The sequence below is a fragment of the Pararhodobacter oceanensis genome, assembly GCF_003076755.1.
Taxonomy (GTDB): Bacteria; Pseudomonadota; Alphaproteobacteria; order Rhodobacterales; family Rhodobacteraceae; genus Pararhodobacter; species Pararhodobacter oceanensis.
On record NZ_QDKM01000004.1, the window covers coordinates 1 to 20,331 of the forward strand.

At 63.8% G+C, this 20,331-nt stretch carries 20 protein-coding genes; 10 read left to right on the forward strand and 10 right to left on the reverse strand.

Going from position 1 to position 20,331, the window contains the following annotated elements:
- The first annotated feature begins 129 nt into the window (after positions 1 to 129).
- Positions 130 to 636: an alpha/beta hydrolase fold domain-containing protein gene (locus DDE20_RS10055; RefSeq protein ID WP_165814483.1), complete on the forward strand. Its 507-nt coding sequence runs from the start codon at positions 130 to 132 to the stop codon at positions 634 to 636.
- Here DDE20_RS10055 and DDE20_RS10060 read toward each other — a convergent pair.
- The 3 genes from DDE20_RS10060 to DDE20_RS10070 all read right to left on the reverse strand — a co-directional run bounded on the left by DDE20_RS10060 (position 630) and on the right by DDE20_RS10070 (position 4,000).
- A complete protein-coding gene (locus DDE20_RS10060; protein WP_116558378.1) occupies positions 630 to 1,196 on the reverse strand; it encodes a hypothetical protein in 567 nt (188 codons plus the stop codon). The two genes, DDE20_RS10055 and DDE20_RS10060, sit on opposite strands and share 7 nt — an antisense overlap.
- Positions 1,197 to 1,350: 154 nt before the next feature.
- Positions 1,351 to 3,363 carry a capsule biosynthesis protein gene (locus tag DDE20_RS10065; RefSeq protein ID WP_133240341.1) on the reverse strand — a complete coding sequence of 671 codons (2,013 nt, stop codon included), beginning with the start codon at positions 3,361 to 3,363 and terminating at the stop codon, positions 1,351 to 1,353.
- A complete protein-coding gene (locus tag DDE20_RS10070) occupies positions 3,341 to 4,000 on the reverse strand; it encodes an ABC transporter ATP-binding protein (RefSeq protein WP_116558380.1) in 660 nt (219 codons plus the stop codon). Before DDE20_RS10070 ends, DDE20_RS10065 begins: the two co-directional genes overlap by 23 nt.
- A 302-nt stretch (positions 4,001 to 4,302) precedes the next feature.
- On the opposite strand from DDE20_RS10070, the gene DDE20_RS10075 reads away from it, so the two are divergent.
- The 5 genes from DDE20_RS10075 to purF all read left to right on the forward strand — a co-directional run bounded on the left by DDE20_RS10075 (position 4,303) and on the right by purF (position 8,931).
- Positions 4,303 to 5,124, forward strand: coding sequence for an SseB family protein (locus DDE20_RS10075; protein WP_116558381.1), 822 nt, complete (start codon positions 4,303 to 4,305; stop codon positions 5,122 to 5,124).
- Positions 5,125 to 5,193: 69 nt separating this feature from the next.
- The gene (locus DDE20_RS10080; RefSeq protein ID WP_116558382.1) at positions 5,194 to 6,030 is read left to right on the forward strand and encodes a YiiX/YebB-like N1pC/P60 family cysteine hydrolase; all 837 of its coding nucleotides are present in this window, start codon (positions 5,194 to 5,196) and stop codon (positions 6,028 to 6,030) included.
- A gap of 204 nt (positions 6,031 to 6,234) precedes the next feature.
- The gene (gene rplM, locus DDE20_RS10085; RefSeq protein WP_116558383.1) at positions 6,235 to 6,702 is read left to right on the forward strand and encodes a 50S ribosomal protein L13; all 468 of its coding nucleotides are present in this window, start codon (positions 6,235 to 6,237) and stop codon (positions 6,700 to 6,702) included.
- Entirely contained in the window at positions 6,702 to 7,217 is a 516-nt protein-coding gene (gene rpsI / locus DDE20_RS10090) for a 30S ribosomal protein S9 (RefSeq protein ID WP_116558384.1), read from the forward strand. The genes rplM and rpsI overlap by 1 nt, the downstream gene beginning before the upstream one ends.
- 253 nt (positions 7,218 to 7,470) lie before the next feature.
- A complete protein-coding gene (gene purF / locus DDE20_RS10095) occupies positions 7,471 to 8,931 on the forward strand; it encodes an amidophosphoribosyltransferase (RefSeq protein ID WP_116558385.1) in 1,461 nt (486 codons plus the stop codon).
- Between the two features lie 79 nt (positions 8,932 to 9,010).
- On the opposite strand, the gene DDE20_RS10100 is transcribed toward purF, so the two are convergent.
- From DDE20_RS10100 to trpA, 3 genes are all read right to left on the reverse strand, one after another.
- Positions 9,011 to 10,180, reverse strand: a complete 1,170-nt coding sequence (locus DDE20_RS10100) for an alpha-hydroxy acid oxidase (RefSeq protein WP_116558386.1) — start codon at positions 10,178 to 10,180, stop codon at positions 9,011 to 9,013.
- Between the two features lie 89 nt (positions 10,181 to 10,269).
- Positions 10,270 to 10,800 (reverse strand): cytochrome b, encoded by a 531-nt coding sequence (locus DDE20_RS10105; RefSeq protein ID WP_116558387.1) that lies wholly within the window; start codon positions 10,798 to 10,800, stop codon positions 10,270 to 10,272.
- A 104-nt stretch (positions 10,801 to 10,904) separates the two neighbouring features.
- Positions 10,905 to 11,696, reverse strand: coding sequence for a tryptophan synthase subunit alpha (gene trpA, locus DDE20_RS10110; RefSeq protein ID WP_116558388.1), 792 nt, complete (start codon positions 11,694 to 11,696; stop codon positions 10,905 to 10,907).
- A gap of 130 nt (positions 11,697 to 11,826) precedes the next feature.
- Between trpA and DDE20_RS10115 the strand changes: the two genes are divergently transcribed.
- Entirely contained in the window at positions 11,827 to 12,240 is a 414-nt protein-coding gene (locus tag DDE20_RS10115) for a CopD family protein (protein WP_116558389.1), read from the forward strand.
- A 68-nt stretch (positions 12,241 to 12,308) separates the two neighbouring features.
- Entirely contained in the window at positions 12,309 to 13,406 is a 1,098-nt protein-coding gene (gene ychF, locus DDE20_RS10120; RefSeq protein WP_116558390.1) for a redox-regulated ATPase YchF, read from the forward strand.
- Between the two features lie 134 nt (positions 13,407 to 13,540).
- Here ychF and DDE20_RS10125 read toward each other — a convergent pair whose 3' ends face one another.
- Positions 13,541 to 14,941, reverse strand: a complete 1,401-nt coding sequence (locus DDE20_RS10125; protein WP_240607972.1) for an FAD-binding oxidoreductase — start codon at positions 14,939 to 14,941, stop codon at positions 13,541 to 13,543.
- 171 nt (positions 14,942 to 15,112) lie between these two features.
- Between DDE20_RS10125 and DDE20_RS10130 the strand changes: the two genes are divergently transcribed.
- Positions 15,113 to 16,762, forward strand: coding sequence for a chloride channel protein (locus tag DDE20_RS10130; protein ID WP_240607974.1), 1,650 nt, complete (start codon positions 15,113 to 15,115; stop codon positions 16,760 to 16,762).
- A gap of 37 nt (positions 16,763 to 16,799) precedes the next feature.
- Here the strand turns inward: DDE20_RS10130 and DDE20_RS10135 are convergent, their stop codons facing one another.
- From DDE20_RS10135 to DDE20_RS19010, 3 genes are all read right to left on the reverse strand, one after another.
- On the reverse strand, positions 16,800 to 17,753 hold the full coding sequence (locus DDE20_RS10135; RefSeq protein ID WP_116558392.1) for a tyrosine recombinase: 954 nt from the start codon (positions 17,751 to 17,753) through the stop codon (positions 16,800 to 16,802).
- 3 nt (positions 17,754 to 17,756) lie between these two features.
- Positions 17,757 to 19,370: a hypothetical protein gene (locus DDE20_RS10140; RefSeq protein WP_133240342.1), complete on the reverse strand. Its 1,614-nt coding sequence runs from the start codon at positions 19,368 to 19,370 to the stop codon at positions 17,757 to 17,759.
- Positions 19,371 to 19,453: 83 nt separating this feature from the next.
- Positions 19,454 to 19,630, reverse strand: coding sequence for a hypothetical protein (locus DDE20_RS19010; protein ID WP_165814484.1), 177 nt, complete (start codon positions 19,628 to 19,630; stop codon positions 19,454 to 19,456).
- Positions 19,631 to 19,779: 149 nt separating this feature from the next.
- On the opposite strand from DDE20_RS19010, the gene DDE20_RS10145 reads away from it, so the two are divergent.
- Positions 19,780 to 20,319 (forward strand): shikimate kinase, encoded by a 540-nt coding sequence (locus DDE20_RS10145; protein WP_116558394.1) that lies wholly within the window; start codon positions 19,780 to 19,782, stop codon positions 20,317 to 20,319.
- Positions 20,320 to 20,331: the final 12 nt, after the last annotated feature.

Sequence of the window (20,331 nt, forward strand, 5' to 3'; positions counted from 1 at the left end):
ATGACGCTGGAAACCGTCGCCGCCATTTGCGACACTACCTCCATGGACCCGGCGACAATCGCCGCCCTGTAACTGCGGCCAAGCCAAGGCCGAAGAACAAAGTTACACCAGTTCCTGGGACACGATCCGGTGGCGCAGGCGATTGTCGGGCCGAAGTTACTGGCGGGCGATAGCGCGGGGGCCAATCTGGCGGCCTCGGTCTCGGCCACGCGCGATGATATCATCGGGCAGATGCTGATTTATGGCAGCTTTGGCCGTGATCACACATTGCCCAGCTACGCGCGCCATGCTTTTGCGCCGATGCTGACATTGGCGGATATGGAGTTTTATGGCGCGATGCGGTTTGACGGCGGCATGCCCGCGCGCGATGTCACCGCGGTGCCGCTGGATGCCGAGGCGTTCGGTGATCTGCCGCCGACGGTTCTGTTCTCGGCCGAGGCCGATCCGCTGGCGTCAGATTCGGTGGAATATGCCGCGCGGCTGGCCGAAGCAGGCGTGCCGGTGGAGCTGACCGAAGAGCCGGGCATGGTGCATGGCTATCTGCGCGCGCGCCATATGTCCAAGGGCGCGCGCGCGTCTTTTGCGCGGATGATCAAGGCCTTAGAGGGACTTGCCGCGCAGGACGGGGATCAGTAGCGGACCACCGCTTCAAACACGTCCGGCACCGAGAAATCCTCGCTCAGCACGTCTACCAGCGGGAAGGTGAAATAGGCGCTGCGGCCATCATCCGACAGGGTGCCATTGGTCGAGATGATCTCGGCACCGGCGACGCGCATGGTAAAGGAATGCCCCTCGAGCATCGGGCGCATCATCGCCGCGGCCTGCGGATCCTCGCGCATTTCGCCGGTCTCGGCGGTCATTTCGCCCAGCGGGAATTCAATCCGCACGGTGCCATCGCCAAGGTCGGTCGCGGTCGGCACCGGCTCACCGGGCTCGCCCTCGAAGACTTCGGCAAAGCTGCCCTCGACCAGCATATTGCAGCGCGCGACCGTGTCGGTCATTTCCAGCGTGCCACCTTCTTCGGCGTCACAGAAGGACTCGGCGCCGCCCATCATATTGAGGATTTCGGTCTCGACTTCCATAAAGCCGGTCAATGTGGCGCTATCGGCGCCGGTGATCGTGGTGGTCATATCGACATCGACACAACCGGCCAGCGTGACCGCGGTGGCGGCTGCTGCGAGACTGATCAAACGCATGTGAAAACTCCTTTGGGTTGAATGTATTGCCCACAGAGTAGCCAAGCCGTTTACGCGGGACCAGACCCATTTTGCCCAGATCAACAGGACGTGCGGTTGCCCGCCAATCGCTGGCATATGCGGCGGCGATCACGCGGCGATCACGTGGCGGCGCTCAGCCGGTTATCTGTTCGCGCAGGATCGCCGAGGTCATCGAGATCATCAGATAGAGCCCCGAAAAGATCAAAAACGCCAGCGCGGTGTTCTCGAAAGCGCGGGGATAGGTGGGTTCATCGGGGGCGATCGGGCTGACCCCCATCGACAGATAGCGCACCTGCCGATTGGCCTCCATCCGCGCGGATTCCATGGTTTGCATCGCCTGCGCCATCAGCATCTGCCGCGTTGCAACATCGCTTTCGGCCATCACCAATTCGCGCTGCACCCGTGCCAGCGAGGTGCCATCGTCGCCGCCTTGGGTGAGCGCGGCGCGCAGTTCCGCGACCTGACCCTCAAGCGTGGAAATCCGCCTCCGCGACTGCGCCAGACGCGCCTGATTGGGCCGCGCATTGGCCAGCAGGTCATCGAGCGTCAGCCGTTCCTGATTGAGCAGCGTTTCCAGCGAGGTGATCTGCTGGGTGAGCAGGGTCACTTCGACCTCGCTTGAGAGCACCTGATAGCGTTCTTGCAGTTCCAGCACCCGCAGTTGCGCGTCGCGCATATTGGTCTCGGCTATTTCGACGCTTTCCACCGCGTCGCGCATCTGGTTCTCGCGCAATCGCTGGGTCAGTTGATCGACCTGTTCCTCGGCGTATTGCACCAGCGCGCGGGCGAAAACCTCGCTGGTTTCGGGATCGGCGGCGATCACCTCCATGCGGATGACGCCCTCGGTCGGATCATAGCTGACTTGCACCACGTCCTGATAGAGCCGGAAGGCGGCCTCATCGGTGGCATCGGGAGCGAGGCGGCGCAGGGGGTCGAGATCGGGCTGCTGGAAATAGGCTTTGAACCCGTGTTCCTCATCGAGCCGCCGCATCGCCGAGCGAGATTGCAGATAGCTTTGCACCGTCACACTGTCATGCATGCCGCCCAGAGCGCCGCCGCCCATCATCCCGGCCAAACCACCCGCCGAGGCGGTGGATTGCACCTCGGCCTGTTGGATGACGAATTCGGAATTGGTGGCATAGAGCGGAGTCGCGATGACGTAGAAATACCATGCGGTGAGCAGCGTTGGCAGGCCGACAAAGACCATCAGGCGGGTGGCCAGCAGCAGCATCCGGCGGCGGCGGCGGCGGGCGATATCTTGTTGAATGCGCGAGATTTCCCCGCGCCGCGTGGCCTCGGCATCGCTGCCCGTGGGGGGCAGATGGGCGGGCGGTTTCGGCTGCCTATAGGCTTTGGGCAGGGCCGGTTGTTCGGTGGTGGTCAGGGCGCGGCTGGAGCTGGCCTGACTTTGGTCGCGCACGATATCCAGAAGGGCCGAAGGCTCGAAGGGGTCGATCCCGCGCAACCGCAAGAGCCGCACGGCCTCTAGCCCCGAGGTCGCTTTGATCCCGTGGCGTTGCGCCACCCGCATCGCCATTCGCATCTGGCGTCCGGTCAGTTCCTCGGCGCGGATCGCCTCGATTTCAGCCTCGACACGGGCAGAGCCGGAGACATCGGCGCTGTGATCGGTTGGGGTGCGATCGGCGGTGGTGCGTTCGGGCGTGGTGACACTGCTAGAACTGCGGGCACTGGCTTCGGGCGTCGCGGGCGCTTCGGGCCGCGCGGGTTTGGCGGCGGGCGCGCGCGGGGTGTCCCTGCGGCGCGAATGCGCTGGCGGGGCAGGGCGGTTCGGGGTTTGCTCGGGCGCGGTGTCGGCGGCACCCTCGTCAAACAATGCGTCTTGGGGCGCGGTCTCACCTGCGGCAGCGGGCGTCACCGGACGCGCGGCGGCGGCGCGACGGGCCTGCCGCTCGGCCTCGGTCGAGGCGGGCGCGGCACCTTCTGCGGAACCAGAGCCACCGGAGGATGCGCCAGCGGCGGCGGCACCGGCAGGCGCTTGCGGTCTGGCCTGTGCGCGGGTCTGTGCACGGGCCGGTGTCTGGTCGGCGTCCTGCGTGCGCTGCGGCGCGACATTGGTGCGCAATGCATCGCTGCCTTCGTCGCCAAGGCGCAGGCGGAACCGTCTAGCTTTGGGTCTCGTAGTCATAGATTGCTTTTGCTTCTTCCAACGTGTCAAAGAAATTGAGCTGCCCGCCGCTGAGCACCGCTGCCGAATTGCAGTAGCGTTCCAATGTTTCGGCCTGATGCGACACGATCAACACCGTGGCGTCATCGAGCCGTTCTTTCAAGATCGCACCGGCGCGGCGGTTGAATTTTACGTCCGTCGTGGCGGGCATGCCCTCATCGACCAGATAGAGGTCGAATTCGATCCCCAGCATCAGCGCGAAGGCAAACCGTGAGCGCATGCCCTGCGAATAGGTGCCCACCGGCATGTCGAAATAATCGCCGATATCGCAAAGCCAGCGGCAGAAAGCCTCAACCTCGTCAGGGTCCAACTGATAAAGCCGCGCGATATAGCGGGCGTTCTCGGTGGCGGTGTGGCGGTGGTTGATGCCGCCCATAAAGCCCAGCGGAAAGGACACACGGCAACTGCGTGTAATCACCCCGTCGTCGGGTTTTTCCAGCCCCGCCATCATATTGATGATCGTGGTTTTGCCCGAGCCATTGGGCGCCAGAATGCCCATCGAATTGCCCAGCTCAATGCGGAATGACGCTTCATGCAGGATGACCTTGTTGGTCTTCCCGGTCCAGAAAGATTTGCTGACGTTGTAGAACTCCAGCATCGACGCGCCTCATATACCCTCCCGTTGCGTGGCATTATGGCACGGCGGGTTTAACGGGTCTTTTCTTGCGGCCGGAATAATCCTGACAATTGTCGCAGTCAGCAGTGCATACGGCCGGATCAGGGGTGCAGTATGCCCGACTTGCGGCCAATGGTGTAGTGAAAACTGCGTGTTCTCATGGGGCTGCGCTGCGTTATCGGCGGCTGGCAGGGCGCGCGGGGTTTACTTTGGCGGGCAAAACGCAGAAATCCTATGGGGCCTTATTGCGAGGCCGCAGAATTTGCCCTGAACTGGCTGTGGATATGACCGAGACTTTGACCCCTGCTCTGGACGCCGCAATGCGCGCCATGTCCGCCAATCCCGAGGACACGCCGACGCGCCTGCGGTTCCATTCCGAACTCAGCCGCGCCGAGCTGTTTGTGCTGCTCGAAGAGGAGGTCGAGGGCGAGAATATGCGCCCGCAGGTGTTTGACCTGAGCGACGGGCGGGCGGTGCTGGCCTTTGGCTCGGAGATGCGGCTGGCCAATTTCGCCGGTGAGGCGGCGGCCTATGCGGCGCTGCCCGGGCGGGTGCTGGTGTCAATGCTGGCGCAATCGCCCGAAGGGTTGGCGCTGTTGATCGCGCCGGATACCGAGCATGCTGCGCTACTGGCCCCGCAAGCGCTGGCATGGCTGGATGAAACGCTGGCGGTCGCGGCGCCGGAACACGCCGAAGCGGTGCCGCAGCGGATTGCGAAACCCGAGTTGCCCGCCGCGGTGATGGCGCTGTTGCAGCCCGCGCTCGAGGCGCATCTGCCGGGATTGCCCGGATTACAGGATGCGATACTGGCGCGCGCCGATTGGCAGGACGGCACCCGCGGGCATATTCTGGCGCTTTCGGGCTTGCCGGATACCGCCCATGCGCCGGTCGCCCGCGCGGTGGTCGAGGCGCTGTCTCTTTCGGGACTGGAGGCGGGCTCACTGGATGTGTTGTTTCCCGATGAGGCGGCCTTGGAGGCGATCCGCGCCGTCGGTCTGGCGCTTGCGCCCGCGCCCTATGCGCCGCGCGACGAGCAGATCATCAGCGCCGAAACCGCAGGCGCAAATCCCGGTCTTGACCCCGACCGCCCGCCAAAGCTCAGATAGGCAGATGTAAGGCCCGCAGCGGCGCAGGCGTATGGCATATGCGCAGGTGGCAGCGGGTTGGAGGAGAGTATGTTTGACCGCATTGGCGAATTTCTCGGCCAATACCTTGAATTCGACCGGCCCGAGCGTCAGGCCTATGTCTCGCAGGATTTCGACGCGCTCTGCGAGATGCTGCGGGTCGGGGATGTGTTGCTGGTCGAGGGGCGGGCGAAAATCTCGTCGGGGATCAAATATCTGACCCAAAGCACATGGTCGCATGCGGCGCTTTGCGTCTCGGATCAAACCTCGGGCGCGCCCTGCGAGTTGATCGAGGTGACGCTGGAAGAGGGTTGCCATAAGATCCCGCTGACCAAATACAAAGGCTTCAATACCCGCGTATGCCGTGCGGTCAGCCTTGATGACGACGAGCGCAAGGCGGTGGCGCGCTATGCCGAAGAGCGTATCGGGCTGCGGTATGACAAGCGCAATATCTTTGATCTGGCGCGCTATCTGCTGCCGTTTCCGCCGATCCCGATCCGCTGGCGGCGGCGGATGATGAGCTTTGGCGCCGGTGATCCGACGCGGGCGATTTGCTCGTCGCTGATCGCGCAGGCTTTCCAGTCGGTCAACTACCCGATCCTGCCCACCATCGAGATGAGCAGCGCCGCAGGTGCCAGCAAATGGCACCATCGCGAGGTCTGGCATATCCGGCATTACTCGATGTTCATGCCGCGCGATTTCGATCTCTCGCCCTATTTCGCGGTGGTGAAGCCGACGATCAAAAAAGGGTTCGACCACCGCAAGATCACTTGGGCAGAGCCTGAAGAGCTGGCCAATACCGAAGCCGAGGCCGGGGCGTCCAGTATCCCGCTCGGTGAGGGTGACACCGAGAGTGGCGGCAACGGCCAGAGCCAGCAGGTCGGTTGACCCGTAGCGACAGGGTGCGGTTTTGCGGGTGAAAACAGCGTAGAAAAGTGGGGTATTATAATACCTAACTTATAAGGCGCTGATAACACTCATTTATTGCTGGGTGTTTGGTCTTGACCCTGCACGCTAATCCGCTAAAACACGCTCATTCGGCGCGGGCTTCGGCGCGCTACCCGTACCTCGTATCAATTTTCAGGGCATACCATGAAAACCTACACCGCAAAACCGGCGGAGATCGAGAAGAAATGGATCCTGATCGACGCTGAAGGCGTTGTTCTGGGCCGTCTCGCCACGATCGTCGCCAGCCTGCTGCGCGGCAAGCACAAGCCGACCTTCACGCCGCATCTCGACATGGGTGACAATGTTATCATCATCAACGCCGACAAGGTGCAGATGACCGGTAACAAGCGCACCGACAAGCGTTACTACTGGCACACCGGCCACCCGGGCGGGATTAAGTTCCGCACCGCCGAGCAGCTGCTCGAAGGCGCCCACCCCGAGCGCGTGGTGACCAAAGCCGTCGAGCGGATGATCACCCGCAACCGTCTGGGCCGCCAGCAGATGACCAATCTGCGCGTCTATGCCGGTGCCGATCACCCGCATGAAGCTCAGCAGCCCGATGTCCTCGACGTCAAGGCGCTGAACAACAAGAACACCCGGAGCGCAAAATAATGGCTGACGAGATCAAATCCCTCGACGCGCTGAAAGATGCCGTCGCCGGTGCTGCAACCGCCACTGCCGCTGCTGACGCTTCGGTCGCCGCGGATGCCGGTCCTGCCCGTGAACCCCAGCGCGACGAACTCGGTCGCTCCTATGCCACCGGCAAGCGTAAAGACGCGATTGCCCGTGTCTGGATCAAGCCCGGCTCGGGCAAGGTCACGGTGAACGGCAAAGAGATCAACGTGTATTTCGCCCGTCCGGTGCTGCAGATGATCCTGCGCCAGCCGTTCCAGATTGCCGGTGTCGAGAACCAGTTCGACGTGATGGCCACGGTTGTTGGTGGTGGTCTCTCGGGTCAGGCCGGTGCGGTCAAGCACGGTATCTCGAAAGCGCTGCAACTCTATGATCCCAGCCTGCGCGGTGCGCTCAAGGCTGCGGGCTTCCTGACCCGCGACTCGCGTGTCGTTGAGCGTAAGAAATACGGCCGCCGCAAAGCCCGCCGTAGCTTCCAGTTCTCGAAGCGCTAAGGCCTGTCGTCACGGCGACGCCTTATCTCACAAGTTTCAAAAGCGCGGCCTTCGGGTCGCGCTTTTTTGTTCTGCGCTTGGCCGTGCCGGTTTCTGCCGGTTTTTCAATGCCGAACCCGTCCGTGTGCGGGCCAATAACATGCGTCCGGGATGCCAGATTTTCGCAGCATTTGGATGCGCCCCCTTGCCCCGAACCCACCAAGCCCCTAAACGGAGCGCAATCAATGCAGCGCCAGATTTTGGGGAGCAGGATATGCAGCCTTGGCTCAGCGATCCGTTTGATGATGACAAGCTGAAAGAGGAGTGCGGCGTCTTTGGCACCATCGGTGTGACCGATGCGGCGAATTTTGTCGCGCTCGGGCTGCACGCCCTGCAGCACCGCGGACAAGAGGCAGGCGGGATCATCACCTATGCGCCCGAGAGCGGTTTCAACTCGGCGCATCGTTTCGGCCTTGTGCGTGACAGTTTCACCTCGACGAAAGTGATGGAGACTCTGCCCGGCACCATCGGCATCGGCCATGTGCGCTATTCCACCGCCGGCACCAAAGGCTCGACCTCAATCCGCGATGTGCAGCCGTTCTTTGGCGAGTTTGCCATGGGCGGCGCGGCGATTGCGCATAACGGCAATATCACCAATGCCGGCACCGTGCGCCGTGAACTCATCGAGCGTGGGTCGATTTTCCAGTCCTCCAGCGACAGCGAATGCATCATTCATCTGATGGCGCGCTCCTATCAGACGACGATTGCCGAACGGCTGAAAGATGCGCTGCGCCGCGTCGAAGGGGCGTTCTCGATTGTCGCGATGACCCGCACCAAGCTGATCGGCGTGCGCGATCCTCTGGGCGTGCGGCCCTTGGTGCTGGGGCGGCTGGGCGAGGGCTGGGTGCTGGCCTCCGAGACCTGCGCGCTCGATATCATCGGTGCCGAATTCGTGCGCGAGATCGAACCCGGCGAGATGGTGGTGATCGGCGCGGAGGGGGTCACTTCGACGCATCCCTTCCAGTCCCGAGGTTCGCGCTTCTGTATCTTCGAGCAGGTCTATTTCAGCCGCCCCGATTCCAGCCTCGGTGGCCGCTCGGTCTATGAAACCCGCCGCCAGATCGGCGTGGAACTGGCCCGCGAGGCGCCGGTTGAGGCCGATCTTGTCTGCCCCGTGCCCGACAGCGGCACACCGGCGGCAATCGGCTATAGTCAGGAATCCGGCATTCCCTATGCGATGGGGATCGTGCGCAACCAATATATGGGCCGCACCTTCATCGAGCCCTCCGAGCAGATCCGCAACATGGGTGTGCGCCTGAAACTCAACGTCAACCGCGCGCTGGTTGCTGGTAAACGCGTGGTGCTGGTCGATGACAGCGTGGTACGCGGCACCACCAGTCTGAAGATCAAGCAGATGATCCTTGAGGCCGGCGCCTCCGAGGTGCATTTCCGCATCGCCTCGCCGCCGACCATGTGGCCCTGTTTCTACGGGGTCGATACGCCGGAACGTTCAAAACTGCTGGCCGCGCGGATGACCGAGGAGGAGATGCGCGACTATATCGGCGTCGAGAGCCTGAAATTCGTCTCGCTGGACGGGCTTTACCGCGCCGCGGGCGAGGCCGAGGGGCGGTCGAATAGCTGCCCGCAGTTTTGTGATGCCTGTTTTTCGGGCGAATACCCGATTGTGCCCAGCGATATGGTCAAACGCGGCTTCACCCTCAAGGCGGCCGAATAGCCCCGCGCCCTCATCTGTCCAAAAATATCCTGGGGGTGAGCCTGCAAGGCGAGGGGGCAACGCCCCCTAATCCTTTGGCCTAGAGCAGCACCCTCGGGTCCTCAAACCCCTGCGGCACATAGAGATTGTCGCGGCTCAGGGCGTTGACGTCCTGCACTCCGCACAGGCCCATCGACAGATCCAGCTCCTTGTGGATCACCTCCAGCGCTTTGGTCACACCCTCTTGCCCCATCGCGCCCAGCCCGTAGACAAAGGCGCGCCCGATATAGGTGCCCTTGGCGCCCAATGCCAAAGCTTTCAGCACGTCCTGCCCGCTGCGAATGCCGCTGTCGAGATGCACTTCGATCTTGTCGCCGACCGCATCCATGATCATCGGCAGCATGCGGATCGAGGACATCGCGCCATCAAGTTGCCGCCCGCCGTGGTTCGAGACAATGATCGCATCGGCGCCGACATTGAGCGCCTGTTTGGCATCCTCGGCGTCGAGAATACCCTTGATGATCAGCTTGCCATCCCACATCGCGCGAAACTGGCGGATGCGGTCCCAATCCAGCGACTGGTCGAAGGCCTCGGCAGTCCAGGTTGTCAGTGACGAGGGATCGGTGACGCCCTTCGCATGGCCGACGATATTGCCGAAGAACCGCCGCTTGGTGCCCAGCATGCCCAGGCCCCAATGCACTTTGGTGGCCATATTGGCGATGCTTTTCGGGGTCAGTTTCGGCGGCGCGCTCAGCCCGTTTTTCACATCCTTATGACGCTGGCCCATCAGTTGCAGGTCCACCGTGATCACCGCTGCCGAGCAATTCGCCGCCTTCGCGCGGTCAAACAGCCGGCGCATGAAGTCATCGTCTTTAAGCGTATAGACCTGCATCCAGAACGGCCGCGTGGTGTGTTCCGCGACATCCTCGATCGAGCAGATCGACATCGTCGAGAGGGTAAAGGGTACGCCAAAGGCCTCGGCGGCTTTGGCGGCTTTGATCTCGCCATCGGCGCTTTGCATGCCGGTCAGTCCGACCGGCGCCAGCGCCACCGGCATCGCCACATCCTCGCCGATCATCGTTGAGCGCGTCGAGCGGTTGTTCATATCCACCGCCACCCGCTGGCGCAGGCGTAACTTGCTGAAATCGCTGACATTATCGCGAAAGGTCTGCTCGGTCCAGCTGCCCGATTCGCAATAGTCATAGAACATGCGCGGGGTGCGGCGCTGGTAGATTTTGCGCAGGTCTTCGACGGTGGTGATGACGGGCATTGCTCTCTCCGCAGCGGATTGGTCAGAAATCTTTACCGCCTGTGCCGCGGGCTGGCAAGCACCCTGCCAAAACCGCTCCGTCACAGCCCTCAGGCACCTCTGCCGAACCACATGCGCGCAAACAGCCCGTCCTTGCGGATCAGCTGATGATAAAGCCCCGCCGCGACATGCAGGGCGATCAACAGCCAGAGCAGTTTCGAGATCACCCCATGCGCGGCACGGGCCTGAATACCGCGGAAATTCTCGGGCAGGGGGAGGTCTGCCCCGAAAAACACGATCTCGGGCAGACCGGCGATATTGGCGGTGACAATCCCCGAGATACCCATGGCAAACACCGCGAGATAGAGCGCGTAATGCATCGCCACGCCCAGCATATTGAGCAGCGTGTGGCCGATATCCGCGGGTGGCGGTTTGGCCGAGCGCAGCCGCACCAGCAGCCGGATCACCATTAAGGCGAGGATCGCGATGCCCGCGCTCATATGCTGCATCAGCGCAGTCACCTTTGCCGGATCGCTGTTCGGCGTGCCCTTGAGCACCGTGCCACCCATGACCAGCGCGACAAGGATCATCACCGCCAGCAGCCAATGCAGCGCAACGAGAAGCGGGTGATATCGGGGCATCGGGGGCGGTCCTTTCGCAAGGGATCCGCCCATCTTCTGCGCATATGCTTGCGAATGCAACTGTGGCCCGCGCGCGGGTAACCCCGTGCCGCTAGGTCAGGGCCTCAGCCGCGATGCGCGCCTTCCGCCAGATCCGCGACGAAGGCCAGCACGTCACCCACCGGTTTGCCCGCCGCAATCTGGCTGACAATCGCCGAGCCGACCACGCAGCCATCGGCAATCGCCGCGATGTCTTGCGCGGCCTCGGGCGTGGTGATGCCAAAGCCCACGATCACCGGCAGATCGGTCTGCGCCTTGATCCGCGCCACTTCCGGCGCCACATCGGCGGCTTGTGGGGCTGCCGCGCCGGTGATGCCGGTGATCGAGACGTAATAGACAAAGCCCGAGGTATTGGTGAGCACTTTCGGCAGGCGTTTGTCGTCGGTGGTCGGCGTCGCCAGCCGGATGAAGTTGATCCCCGCCTTCTGCGCCGGAATGCAGAGTTCCGCGTCCTCTTCGGGCGGCAGGTCAACGACGATCAACCCGTCGATCCCCGCCTCGACCGCCTCGGCCAGAAACCGGTCGACGCCGCGCGAATAGATCGGGTTGTAATAGCCCATCATCACGATCGGCGTGGTGCTGTTCTCGCGGCGGAATTCGCGCACCGCATCCAGCACTTTATCCATCGTCATACCGGCATCAAGCGCGCGTTGACCGGCCAGTTGGATGGTCGAGCCATCGGCCATCGGATCGGTGAAGGGCATGCCCAGCTCGATGATGTCGACACCGGCAGCGGGCAGGCCCTTGATCACCTCCAGAGAGGTCTCCAGATCGGGATCACCGCACATGATATAGGTCACGAAAGCCTTGCGCCCTTCGGCGCGCAGGCGGGCAAATGTAGCGTCAATTCTGGTCATGGCGGTCCCCGTCTTATGCCGGTTAGGGCTTGCACGTGTGGCAGCGGAAAATCAAGGGCTCTCGGGCGGGATCCGCCGTCGCTGGGCGTTTCCCCTTGCACCCTCGCGGTGCTTTGGGCAATCACGGGGCATGGATTGGATCAAAATCATACATCTGCTCTGCGTGATGGGCTGGATGACCAGCATTTTCGCCGTGCCCCGCGCGCTGATCTACTGGAAGCGCGAATATGCACGGCTCGGCGAGTTCGGCCCGACCGGCGATCTGACGGTGCGGCTTTACCGGTTTTCGGCGGGGCTCGGGGTGATCGCGCTGCTCACCGGTTTGCTGCTGGCGTGGCAGGTCTGGAGCTTCGCGCCCTGGACCCATCTGAAACTGGCGTTGGTGCTCTTACTGGCCGGACATTACGTCTGGACCGGCGTCATGGTCGTGCGCGCCCGCCGCGGCGAATTTCGCGAGTCGGATATGTTCTTGCGTATTTTCAACGAGGCCAGCGTGATCGGCGTGATCGCCATTCTCTGGGTGGTCGTCGTCAAACCGTTCTGACGCCCATTCGCCTTGCCTCGCCCCGCTGCCTGCCCTAGAAGCAGCGCGATCAAGCGCCGGAGGGAATGATGGGCTTTAAAATGGGCATCGTGGGTCTGCCGAATGTCGGCAAGTCGACCCTGTTCAATGCATTGACCAAAACCGCAGCGGCGCAGGCGGCGAATTTTCCGTTTTGCACCATTGAGCCGAATGTCGGCGATGTGGCGGTGCCCGATGCGCGGCTCGACACGCTGGCCTCGATTGCGGGCTCGAAACAGACGATCCCGACGCGGCTGACCTTCGTTGATATCGCGGGCCTCGTGCGCGGTGCCTCGCGCGGTGAGGGGCTGGGCAACCAGTTTCTGGCCAATATCCGCGAATGCGACGCGGTGGCCCATGTGCTGCGCTGCTTTGAAGACGATGATATCACCCATGTCGAGGGCAAGATTGATCCTGTCGCCGACGCCGAGACCATCGAGACCGAGCTGATGCTCGCCGATCTGGAATCGATCGAGCGCCGCCGCGCCAATCTGGCGCGCAAACTCAAGGGCAGCGACAAAGAGGCCGCCGACCAGGACCGCCTGTTGGCCATGGCGCAAAAGGCGCTCGAAGAGGGGCGTCCGGCGCGTTCGATCACCGTCTCGGCCGAGGACGCCAAAGAATGGCGCATGTTGCAACTCTTGACCGCGAAACCGGTGCTCTTTGTCTGCAACGTCGAGGAAGCTTCGGCGGCAGATGGCAACAGCCAGACCGCGCGGGTGGCGGAAATGGCCGCTGAGCAGGGCGCGGGCATGGTGGTGATCTCGGCCCGGATCGAGGAAGAGATCAGCCAGCTCGACGCCGAGGAATCCGAGATGTTCCTCGCTGAAATGGGCCTTGAAGAGGCCGGTCTCGACCGTCTGATCCGCGCCGGTTACGATCTTCTGGGCCTGCAAACCTATTTCACCGTCGGCCCCAAAGAGGCCCGCGCCTGGACGATCACCCAGGGCACGCTGGCGCCGGGTGCGGCAGGCGTGATCCATGGTGACTTTGAAAAAGGCTTCATCCGCGCCGAAACCATTGCCTTTGACGATTACGTGGCCGGCAACGGCGAGGCCGGCGCCAAAGAGGCGGGCAAATTCCGCGTCGAGGGCAAGACCTATGAGGTCAAAGACGGCGACGTGCTACACTTCCTGTTCAACGCCTAAGCCCACTTTATGCCCTAAATATCCTCGGGGGTTCCCAAGGGGGTGGAAAACCCCCTTGGCCGGTGCGGGCGGGCCCGCGCGTTTTATCGGGGTTCGATGCCCCGATAAAACGCCTCTAACAGCACCAAACGCGCCTAATTCCCCGCCAGCAGCTTGCCCGGGTTCATCACCCCCTCGGGATCAAGTGCGGCTTTGATCGCGCCCATCACCGCCCAGCCCTCGCCGTGCTCGCGGGCCATATATTTCATCTTGCCCATGCCGATCCCGTGCTCGCCGCTGACCGTGCCGCCAAGGCGCAGCGCGCGTTCGGCCATATTCGCCGCGAGCGCCTGTGCCCGCTCCCATTCCTGCGCGTCGCCCTCCAAGGGCAATAACAGCGCATGGAAATTCCCGTCGCCGACATGGCCGACGATCGGGCCGGGGATGCCCGAGGCGGCGATTTCCTCGGCGGTTTCCTCGACCGCTTCGGCCAGTTTCGAGATCGGCACGCAGATATCGGTGGTGATCGGACGGCGCCCCGGATAGGCGGTGAGCGCTGCGCGGTAGGCATTATGGCGCATCGCCCAGAGCGCGTTGCGGTCTTCGGTCTTTTCCGCCCAGCGAAACCCCTGCGCGCCGAAATCCTCGGCAATCTCGCCAAAGCGTGCGGCCTGTTCGGCGACACCGCTTTCGCTACCGTGGAATTCCAGCATCAGATGCGGCGCATCGGGCCAGTCGCCGCCGCTTGATTTGTTGAAATAGGCCGCACTGGCGCTGTCGACAAACTCAATTCGCGCCATCGGGATGCCCGATTGAATGGTCGCGATCACCGCATTCACCGCCCCCTCCATATTATCGAAGGCGCAGACCGCCGCGCGCATCGCCTCGGGCTGGCCATGGAGTTTGACGGTCAACTCGGTGATCAGCCCCAAAGTGCCCTCGGAGCCGATAAACAGGCTGGTCAAATCATAGCCGGTTGAGGATTTCGGCGCCCTTGTGCCGGTGCGGATCACCCGCCCGTCGGCGAGCACCACCTCAAGCCCCAACACATTGGTTTTCATCGTCCCGTAGCGCACCGCCGTGGTCCCCGAGGCCCGTGTCGCCGCCATCCCGCCAAGGCTGGCATTCGCACCCGGGTCGACCGGAAAGAACAGCCCCGTGGCGCGCAATTCGGTGTTCAACGCCTCGCGGGTCACGCCCGGTTGCACGCTGGCGACCATATCCTCGGGCGCCACATCCAGCACCTTATCCATCTGGCTGAAATCCACCGTCACGCCGCCGCGCGGCGCCAGTGCATGACCCTCGAGCGAAGTGCCGGTACCCCAGCCGATCAGCGGGATGCCGGCGCCTGAGCAGATTTTGGCGATGGCAGAGACCTCCTCGGTCGAGCGCGGATAGGCGACGGCATCGGGCGGCATCGGGGCGAAATGGCTTTCCGAGCGCCCGTGGATGTCGCGGTCGGATTGGGATTGGGTAAAGCGGCTGCCGAGCAACGCGGAAATTGCGTCAAAGGCGGTGGTTTTGGCGGTCATTGTGGCGGTCGGATTGGCGGTCATATCAGGGCTCCATGGGGCGATTTTTGGACCCTAACGCGCGCTCGCGCCCCGCGCCAGTGCAACCTAAAGCTTGCAACGGCGCCGGTTCTGCGCTTTGCACGGGGTCCGGGACCACGAGGGCAGGGAGGCCAGAGAGGGCGTGCGGGGTTGATTGCAGCGGTAAAAACCAGATTGGACCGGCTGAGACGGCGCGGTCGCATTGCCTGGCGGCAATTGCGCTCACGCGGGCCGGGGCAGGCGCTGTTCTGGGTGCTGGCGTTCTTTCTCGGCGTCGGCGCGGGCGTCGCGGCGCTGGGATTTCGCACAGGGATTCTGATGCTCGAGCGCTGGCTTTACGGCGCACCGGATTCCAATGTCTTCAGCGCCGCGCTCGATCTGCCGTGGTATGCTTTGGTGGCCTTGCCCGCGGCGGGTGGGCTGGTGGTCGGGGTGATCTTGCATCTCTTTACCCCCGACGGACGGGTGCGCGCGGTGGCCGATGTGATCGAGGGCGCGGCGCTGCACAAGGGCCGCGTGGAATTACGCGAGGGCTTGGCCTCGGCGCTCTCGTCGATGATCACGCTGGGCTCGGGCGGCTCGGGCGGGCGCGAGGGGCCGGTGGTGCATCTGGCGGCGACAATCTCGACATGGATGGCGATACGGATCAACGCCAGCGGGGTCACCGGCCGCGATCTTTTGGGCTGTGCGGTGGCGGGGGCGGTCTCGGCCTCGTTCAATGCGCCGATTGCCGGGGCGATTTTCGCCATGGAAGTGGTGCTGCGCCATTACGCCCTACGCGCTTTCGCCCCGATCGCCATCGCCTCGGTGATGGGCAGCGTGGTCAACCGGCTGGTGTTTGGCGATGTTGCCGAATTCATCCTGCCGGTGCGCAATATGGTGGCGTTTTACTGGGAGATACCGGCGTTCCTGATCCTCGGGCTGGTTTGCGGGCTGGTCGCGGTGGTGCTGATGCGCGCGATTTTCTGGACCGAGGATATGGGCGATGTGTTTTTGTCGCGCACAGGGCTGCCGCGCTGGCTGTTGCCCGCGATTGCGGGGGCGCTGGTCGGCACCATCGCGATCTTTGCGCCGCAGGTCATCGGCATCGGCTATGAGGTGACCACGCTCGCGCTGACCGGCCAGATGTTGCTGCGCGAGGCGATCATCATCGCGGTGCTGAAAGTAGTGGCGGTGGCGATCACCTTGGGCGGGCGGATGGGCGGCGGCGTGTTCTCACCCGCGCTGGTGGTCGGCTCTTTGACCGGACTGGCCTTCGGGCTGATCGCCACCGCGATGATCCCCGCCTATTCCGGCAGCGCCACCACCTATGCGCTGGCCGGTATGGGCGCGGTCTCGGCCTCGGTGCTGGGCGCGCCGGTCTCGACCACTTTGATCGTGTTTGAATTGACCGGCGACTGGCAGACTGCGATTGCCGTGCTGGCCGCGATTTCCACCGCCACCGCTGTCGCCAGCCGCTTTGTTAAACGCTCGTTCTTTCTGGAGCAATTGGCGCGGCGCGGGGTGAAAGTGGCGCAGGGGCCGCAGGAATATCTCTTGCAATTGGTCGGCATCGCCCATGTCACCCGCCGTCCGGGCAGCCCGAAAGCCCTGCCGCAGGTGGTGCTGGAGGATCTGGCCAAGGACGGGATGGCGATTGACCATAAGGGGCTGCTGCGCGAGGCCCTGCGCCGGTTTGACAAGACCGGCGCCTCGCATTTGGCGGTGGTGAATTCGGTGGGCGCGGGCGAGGGCGCGCGGGTGGTCGGTTGCCTGAGCCATGTCGATGCCTTGCGCGCCTTCAATCAGGCGCTGGCCGCGATTGCCGCCGAAGAGCATTCCTGAGCGGCGAAAGCGCCCATGCCTAAGCATGCGACCTGATTCAGTCGCGGGCCAGCGGGTGATGCTCCATCACCAAGGCGCGCAGGCGTTCATCAAGCACATGGGTGTAGATCTCGGTTGAGGAGAGATCGGCATGGCCGAGCAGCGTCTGGATCACCCGCAGATCGGCGCCACCGGCCAAAAGATGGGTAGCGAACGCATGGCGCAGCACATGCGGGCTGACGCGGGTCGGGTCGAGACCAGCGCTCGCGGCGACCTCTTTGACCAGCAAAAAGAACCGCTCGCGGGTCATATGGCCTTTGACGCCGCGGGCGGGAAACAGGAACTTTGAGACGGGCTTGCCCTTGGCGCGGGCCTGATCCTCGGCTTTGTCGCGGTGGACCAGCCAGATCGCAACCGCTGCCCGGGCCGGATCGGAGAGGGGCACAAGCCGGTCCTTGCCGCCCTTACCGCGCACCATCATCATTTGCGGCGCGCCGCGCAGGGCGCTGTCGGGCAGGCTGACCAGTTCGGTGGCCCGCAGGCCGGTGGCGTAGAGAAGTTCAAACAGGCAGGCGTTGCGCGATTTGGTTGCGGCATCGGCGCCGTGATTGCGCGCCACATCGAGCATCCGCGCCACCTCGTCCTGGGTCAGCGTGCCGGGCAAGCGCGCGGATCGTCCCGGCCCGTCAATGCGCAGGGTGGGGTTATCCGCGCGCCAGCCCTCGTCATAGGCGAAGTGGTAGAATTGCTTGAGCGAGGAGAGCCGCCGCGCGCGGGTGGCGCGGGAGAGGCCCTCGGCATCCAGCGCGACCAGATAGGTTTCAATTGCCGCCGCATCCGCCGTGCCCAGCGTCGCCTGCTGGTCGGCCAGCCACTCGGCGGCGTGGCGCAGATCGCGCCCGTAGGCCAGCAGCGTGTTGCGCGCGGCGCTGTTCTCGGCGGCGATGGCCTCAAGGAAGGTCGAGATACTGCGCGCGTCATCGGCGATGGGTGTGGGCGCGGATTTGGGCATCGCCTAGCCCCGCCGATTCAGCAGCAGGCTTTCCAGCGCTGTGCGCCGCGCGATATCCTCAAGCCCGAGATAGCGCAGCACGCTGAGCCCCTCGGCCAGCATCCGCGGATCGGCGGGCCCACCCAACTGGATCAACACCCGCAGCACCTCCTCGCCCAGACGCCCCTCGGCCAGCCTGTCCAGCGTCTCGGCCGCGGGCAGGGCCTCACGGGCGAAGGCTTCGCCCACCGCCTGCGCGACCTCGCCGGTCATCGCACCATTATGAAGCGCGGGATCAAGGCCGCGCGCCACCGCAGCGAGAAACCGCTCTTCGGAGGTGGCGCGCTCCATATCACGGCCAAGGGCGACGGTTTCATAGCTGTCCGACAGCAGCCCGACGCGAAACGCCAGCGCGCCGGCGGCGCCGCTCAGCGCCATCTGCCCGAGGCTTTGCGCGTATAATTCGGCCATCGGCACTTCCAGCTCGCCCGCCTGAATTTGCGGCCAAACCTCGATCAGGGCCGCGGCGGTGGCCTCGGTGTCGCCGGAATGCAGCGCGGTATCAAAGCGTTGCACTAGCCGCACGCGCTCCCATATGCCGCCCGAGGCGGCGGCGCGGCGTTCGGTATAGAGCCCGAGCAAGCGGTTCGGCGAGAGCGCTCCGGCGCGCACCAGCCGTTCGGCGGCCTCAAGCTGGGCGCGCCAACCGATGGTGCCGCGCAGATCGGCATGGGCATAAGAGACCGGCAGACCCAGCGTCGGCACCTGATCGCCGGTGGCTTCCAACAGGCGCCAGACCAGCGGGCTGGGCGTGCCCGAGGGCGGCGGAAGCAGCGTCGCGGCACCGGGCAGTCGCTCGTTCCCGTCCAGAAAATGCTCAAGAAGATCAACCAAATAGGGCGATAGTCGTTGCGCGTCCTCGGCCTCATGCAAAAGGTTCAGCGCCTTGTCCCATTCACTCTCGCGGGCCAGACAGAAGATCATTGCCGCATCATCGCCAATCGGCGGCTCATCCAGCAGGACCGAGGCGCAGGCGCGGTGCTCATCGCCGAGCAACAGCCCGATATCGAACCGGCGCAGGCGCAGATGCGGATCGCTGGGGTCCAAAGCGTCGAGGATCGCGGCGGCTTGGTCGAGCGCGCCGAATTCGATCAGCTTGTCGATCCGCGCCATCAGGAAATCGGGCCGCTCTCGGGTGGGGGCACCGGTTGGGGCGTGGTCATCTGCCTGAGCCATGGCCGGAGCAATAGTTGGCGCAATCGCCTCGGGCAGGGGCGCGTCGAATTCGGCCAGCAAAAGCCGCAGGCTGAGATCGCGCAGAGCGGGCAGCATATCGGTGGGCAGCGCCGTGATCAGCTGCGCCAGCGTATCGGCGGGGGTCGCGCCCCAGAGGTTCGACGGCAAACCAACCCGCGCCGCCGGAAACAACCCGATGGCCTCGGGGCGCAGCGCATCCAGCGGCCGCACCGAGATCGCCGAATCAGCCACACGTGCGCCCGGCGGAGTCAGCGGATAGGCACCGGGGGCCTCGGCCCGCTCACCGGGGCGCAGCCAGTCGATCACCGACATCGGCCCGATCTGCTGGGCCGAAGCGGGCAGGGGCGCCAGCATCAGCGCCGTGACGGCAACTCCGGCCAACAGCCGCCCCGTCGCGATACCCCCGCCCTCCGACGCATTCAGGCGGCGGGACCAATGGGGCATGCTTCGACGGGGCGCTGCGCTCATTCTGTGGTCAACTCCACCGGCACGCTGCGCGGTTCGGGGGCGCGGCTGAGATCGCCGAGATAGGCAAAGCCTAAGAACCCGAGTCCGCCAAAGAGGATCAGGATCACCAGCAGTCGAAACAGGTAGCCGAAAAAACCCGGGCGTTCATCATAACGGCGGTCGAAACGGGACATGGGGGCTCAATCCTCTTATTGGTATCCCGGAGCTTGCGGCCTGCACCGCGCTCCTTGGGTGTTTTATAGCTGGAACTTATCGCAAGATCACGCCATTCAAGGACAATAAGTTGAAAATCGCCCTCTTGTGATAGGGCGCGGGCAAGGTGATGACGGCGAGATTGAAAAAGACGGTGGTGATGGTCGGCATGATGGGGGCTGGAAAGTCTGCTGTTGGCCGCGAGTTGGCGCGTATTCTAGGGGTGGATTTCGTAGATTCGGACGCCGAGATCGAAACTGCCGCCAATGCCACGATCAGCGAAATCTTCGCCCGCGACGGCGAGGCGTTCTTTCGCGACAAGGAGGCACGGGTGATCGCGCGGCTGTTGGGCAGCACCCCGAGCGTGTTGTCGGTGGGGGGCGGGGCGTTTTTGCGCGCCGACACCCGCGCATTGATCAGTGAGTTGGGGGTCTCGGTCTGGCTCAAGGCCGATCTCGAGACCCTGTGGCAACGGGTGCGGCGCAAGGACTCGCGGCCCTTGCTGCGCACTGCTAATCCGCGGGCGACGCTGGCCGGTCTGATGGCCGAGCGCGAGCCCTCTTATGCGCAGGCCGATCTGATGGTCGATGCGCGGCCCGAGTATACCATTGAAGACACAGCACAAAAAACCGTTGAGGCGATCCTGACCCGCCCTGATGTGCTGCATTGATCGCCGAGGCCC